The organism is Luteibacter sp. P4_D7_3 (assembly GCF_056401735.1).
Genome location: NZ_JBFUIT010000290.1, coordinates 1 through 4,963 on the forward strand (window position 1 = coordinate 1; position 4,963 = coordinate 4,963).

Below are 4,963 nucleotides of genomic sequence, written 5' to 3' on the forward strand. Positions count from 1 at the left end.
GACCCAGGTTGAGTTCATTGGCGATCACCGAGGCGGCCATCGTTTTGCCGGTGCCGGACGGCCCGTAGAACAGCACGCACAGGTTGCGACTGTTGGCCTGATGGCCGTCGAAACCCCATTGCTCGATCACCTGGTGGCGGTTGCGCGCGTACTGCAGCAGCTCCTCCAACCAGGCGCGCGTGGTTGCCGGCAGCACGATGTCCTCCAGACGGTAGCGCGTCTTCACTTCCTCAGCGACGCTGAACTGCTCGCTGACGCTGGCGTCGCGACATACATCCAACAGGAGTCGATTCAGCGGTGCGTCGCCGTCGAGGAGGCGGCGGCTTTCCAGTTCCTTCAGTGCGGACTCGATCTGGGTTTCGGTAAACAGATAGGTGCCGGCGAGGCGATCCAGCAACTCGTCCGGTAAGGCCAGACCATGGCGCGTGGCGCCCTGCTGCCAGGTACGGCGGCGCCCGGCGGCGGTAGGCATGGCCAGCTGGATCAGCACCGGCACCACCGGATGCGCGGTGTAGCGATGCGCGCGTTCCGACAACAGTCGTGACGGTGYATTGATCGCCACGACATAACGCTGGCTTTCCAGCAAGGTGTCGAACACGGCGGCGAACAGGGCCCTCGATTCCTCGTCGGCCGCATCGCCGCTGAGGCGTTGGCACTGGGTCAGTACCAGCACGCGGTTGCACAACATGGCATTGCGGCACAGCAGGCGCACGCGCTCGAGCACTGCCGCGCGGCCATCGCCCGCGTGGGCGGCGAGCTGGGCGCCGTCCAGTTCGGCGCAGGCCATACGCAGCGACAGGAAGATGGCCGAGCACAGCTGTTCCAGTGCGTGACCATCGGGTCCCTGCAGCTGCAGAACGAAGGACATGTCGTCGGGTGCATCCCCACCACAACGCTCGACGAAACGCTGGGCCTGCTCTCGCACCGCCGGCTCGAGCGATAGCTCGTCCAGCGAGGCCACCGGATCCAGTTCGCGCAGCGTTTCGTACAGTTGCAACTGCGGCACGGCGCGGGCGCACAAATAGCCGGATAGCGTCTCATCGAGACGGAATCCGCCGCGCAAGCGCGACACGTCGGAGCGGGGTTCCCATTCAAGAACGCTCCACCGGCGTGAGGCATTGTCGGCAAGAAGAACCGTGTGCGCCTGCGAGGGATCGTCCAGCAAGTAGGACAGCGCGGAGAGCGGCAGCCAGCCCTCAGCCACACGCTCTCCCTCGGCCAGTTCAGCCAGCATCCCGCGATAAGCGTCATCGAGATCGGGCAACAGCGCCACCAGCATCACCTGCTGTTCCAGCGGCCCCAATGACAACATTTGCACCAGATGCACCCAAGKCACGAAGCGGTCGCTGTCGAGCAGATCCTCCATCGTCGCTTGCAACGCCTCCCACAGGGCGGTGACTTCGACATCCATGGCCATCGAAAACTGCTCGCGCAGCACACGCTGGCGTACTGCAAGGTGGCCCGTCGCCGCGGCCGCCGCCGCCGCTTCGCGGCGCGACACCGCGCGGTCGATCAGCAGGTCGGCGTAGCGGCACAAGCCTTCCAGGAAGACGGCGTTGTCGTCGGCCGGTCCCGGCGGCAGGCTCATGTCTCGTCCCTCAGCAAGGTCCGGTCGAAATCCACCAGCAGGACGATGCGCGTCTGGCTGCCGTGATTCCACGCCTCGTGCGTGGCCATGTCTTCAAACAGCAGGCTATGCCCTTCCCGCCACGGCCGGCTCTCCTCGCCGACCCGGAGATGGCAATCGCCGTCGGCCTGCAGCGCCAGGTGATAACGCACGTTCGCGTGCCGGTAACCGACGTGCGGCAGGATGCGCGTCCCGGGTGCGAGCCGCGAGAATCCCGCATTGACCACGCCGTCCAGCGACCGCAGCAGGTCGGCGGTCTGCGGGCAGAAGACACAGTTCTCCAGCAGGCGCCGGCGCTGTGCGACCATCCCATAGATGTCCCAGCCGTGGTTGTAGAGCTCCACCTCCGGCCATGCGACGAAATCCGACGATGGCAGTGCGAGACATTCGTCGCGGATAAGGCGCCAGTGTTCGCGCAATAGCGCGGTGGCAGGCAAGGCATGGTCCGGATAGAACATGGCGTCACTGCTCCTGCACCGGTTCCTGCGAGCCGTTGCCGACCAGGCGCGCAAGCGCCCGGGTCAGCAGGCGCATCCGGGTGGCGTCGAAGGTCAGCCCCGTCACCTCTTGCAGCGTGCGCAGGAACAGTCGGATGTTGTCGCTGATCGTCTTCGCATCGTGCCGGGCCTCGTCACTGTCGTTGACCGATTCCAGTGCACGGATGGCCTCTTCCAGCAGCGTACGCTGCGCCGCCGTGAAGGTGCGCCCGGTCAACGTGGCAAACGTGTCGATCACCCCGTCGACGCGCGGCTGGTCTACCCGGTGGCCGTCCGGCACGGGCAATGCGGCCGAGCAGGCCAACGCGCCCAGCTGTCGCACGAAGGCAGTGCGCGCTTCTTCGTCGGGCGGCATGCCCGTGGCGTCGCCGAGCACGCGGGCCAGATCGCCGACGCGCTGGTCGATCGCCTTCTGTATGGCTTCCAACGAGGCCGGCGGGACCAGGCTTCCGCTTAGCGCGCGCTGGCGAAGCACCTCGAACTGCCTGGCCACCTCGGCAAGATCCGGTCCCGTCGGTGCCGCCGGCAGCGGGGCCTGCGTCATGCCGGGCCCCAGCGGCATCCAGAAGGCGACGATGTCGGCTGCCGGCTTGAATATCGTTTCCGCCAGGTACACCAGCGTCCATTGCTCGCCCTTGCGCACCGGCATGYAGATGTTGCCGAACAGCGGGAGGTAATACGTATTCGTGCCTTTCTTGGTTTTGATCACTTCCTTGGTGGTGTTGGCCGAGGCATAGGTGACGCCGGTAACGGTGGTACCGTTCTGTACGGTACAGCTGACCAGGCCGGCGAAGTTCGCGCTGAAGTCGCTCGAGAAGGTGCCGATCGTGGCCTGGATGAAGCCATCGGTCGCGGCGATGCCGCTTGCCTGGTTCTTGGTGAAGGTGATCGGCTGGCGTGCGCCGAACAGCGTGACGCCGCCCTTGTCGTCGACCTGCACACCGCCCACGTTCATCGATGTCGCGGCCAGCGCCTTGCCCGTCACGGTGCCACTGAGCGTCGCGCTGACGCCCTGCAGCTCCTTATCGGACACGATGTTGCCGGTGGCGTGCGCGTCGCCGCCCACTTCCAGCGGACTGGTGCCCTTGCCGGCGCCGACCACCACGTTGGTCTGCGTCACCGTCAGCAGCGACGGTCCCGTCGCGGTGCCGGCCGTGAGCACGTTGCCGCCGTCGCCCGCGCCGGCGATTTTGATCCAGTCAGTGACAGTGACGGTCTTCGCCGTCAGGTCGCCGAAGCTGCCGCCACCCTGGAAGCTCACTTTGCCATCCACCTGCAGCGCATAACGGGCATCGAGCTTCGAGAATGGTACGTTGATGGCGACCGTGTTAGGCGCCTTCTCGCTGTCCTTGGACATGTCCTGCCGATTGTTGGCCACGAGCATCGCCGGCGGTGGCGGTTTGTCGGATGCGACACTATTGCTTTGCATCACGGCGAGCAGCGCCGGCGCCACCAGGAACGCCGATACGTTGGCGGGCACACCGTGCCCCGTCGAGTCGATGACCACCAGCGTGCGGTCATCCGTCACCTTGCTGACCAACCACTGGTCCTGGTAGCCCTCCATGGTCGATGGCCGGAACTCCGGAATCAGGATCCAGTCGCCTTCGCGCAGCTCCGTCAGAAACGCCGTCTTGACGCCGGTAAGCGTGGTGCCACTGCTGCTGATGGTGCCGCTGCCGTCATTGCCATCCGGCGGCGTGGGTGCGGCGGTCTGGACCAGCTGTGCCGCTCCCGGTAGTCCGGCGCTCCCGGCAGGCAGGTACTTAAAGGAGGAGGCCCGGACAATGCTGGGAAACTGTTCGGTCAGTTCCAACTGCTCGTTCGAAACCACCGTCCGGACCTGCCGGTACTGCTTGAGAAGCTCGCCCAGGCGAATGGCATCTCCCACCTGCACCTCGTCGACGAAGGCGGTCTGCGTGCCGGTGAGAGTCACGTAGGCGACGCCGTCGGCGCCCTTGATCCCGCTATTCGAGTCGGACGGCATGGCGGAAACCAGTCCCGAACCGATGAAGCTCTGGCCTGTACCCACGCTCAGCGACGCCGGTGTATCGCGCATCTGTACGCCGACGTTGCCAGTGTCGTAGTAGATCCCACTGTACGGCGAGGACGGGTCCTGCTTGGTCCAGTAGCTGAGGATCGGCAGGTTCCGCAGTTTGCTGCCGTTGCCCTCGAACGATTTCGCTACGACAGCGTCACTGCAGGTCAAGGCGCCGGCCATGACATCGCCGTTCACGTCCAGCGTCACGCGCGGTACGGCGTCGCCGTTGAGCGCGATGCCGACACGGCGATCCGGCGTTATCGTCAGCGCGGAGACACCGGTCGCGCCGGTCTGCGCGCCGGCCCGCACACCCAGTCCCACGCTGCCGTCGATGCCGATGTTGAGCAACTCACCCACCGTGCCAGTGGCGGAGAAGCTGACCAGTGTGGCGCGCACGTAGCTGAAGCGCGCCGGCACCAGGAGGTCTTGCTGGAAGGCCTGCACCATCTGGAACTGCGCCGGATCGCTGGTGGCGCCGCCGATCACCGCCTGCTGCGGAGTGAGTACCGCCGCACCCGCCGGCAAGGTGGGAATCACCAGGTCGCCCGGGCGCAGCGGCGGATGGATCGCGTGCTCGAACCTCAGCAGCCGCCCCTTGGTGGTGATGCTGCCGACGCCCTCGGTCACGATGCGCTCGACCTGCAGGTTTGCCTGCGGCTGGTCCACGCCGACGCCCACGTTGCCGCGGGTAGCGAGCATGCCGTCGAACTGTGCGCGCGCGGTCTCCACGCTGAGGTAGTCTTCCAGCCCGCTGTCCTCGCGCTTTGCACGAAGGCGCACGCCGGGCAACACGGCGACGGA

General features: G+C 66.1%; 3 protein-coding genes. All 3 read right to left on the bottom strand.

The annotated features are described in order from the left end of the window. Positions 1–1,588 (bottom strand): AAA family ATPase (locus tag AC1DSN_RS18235; protein ID WP_477332066.1); only part of this gene is annotated, 1,588 nt, incomplete at its 3' end. Next, positions 1,585–2,085, bottom strand: coding sequence for an aspartyl/asparaginyl beta-hydroxylase domain-containing protein (locus AC1DSN_RS18240; RefSeq protein ID WP_477295850.1), 501 nt, complete (start codon positions 2,083–2,085; stop codon positions 1,585–1,587). The genes AC1DSN_RS18235 and AC1DSN_RS18240, both read right to left, overlap by 4 nt. A 4-nt stretch (positions 2,086–2,089) precedes the next feature. Continuing rightward, positions 2,090–4,963, bottom strand: a 2,874-nt coding sequence (locus AC1DSN_RS18245; RefSeq protein WP_477332068.1) for a hypothetical protein, incomplete at its 5' end; no start/stop codon positions are given.

What these genes read in the sequence shown, in the direction of transcription:
- AC1DSN_RS18240 (WP_477295850.1), bottom strand. Translation starts at nt 2,085, where the DNA reads ATGTTCTATCCGGACCATGCCTTGCCTGCCACCGCGCTATTGCGCGAA.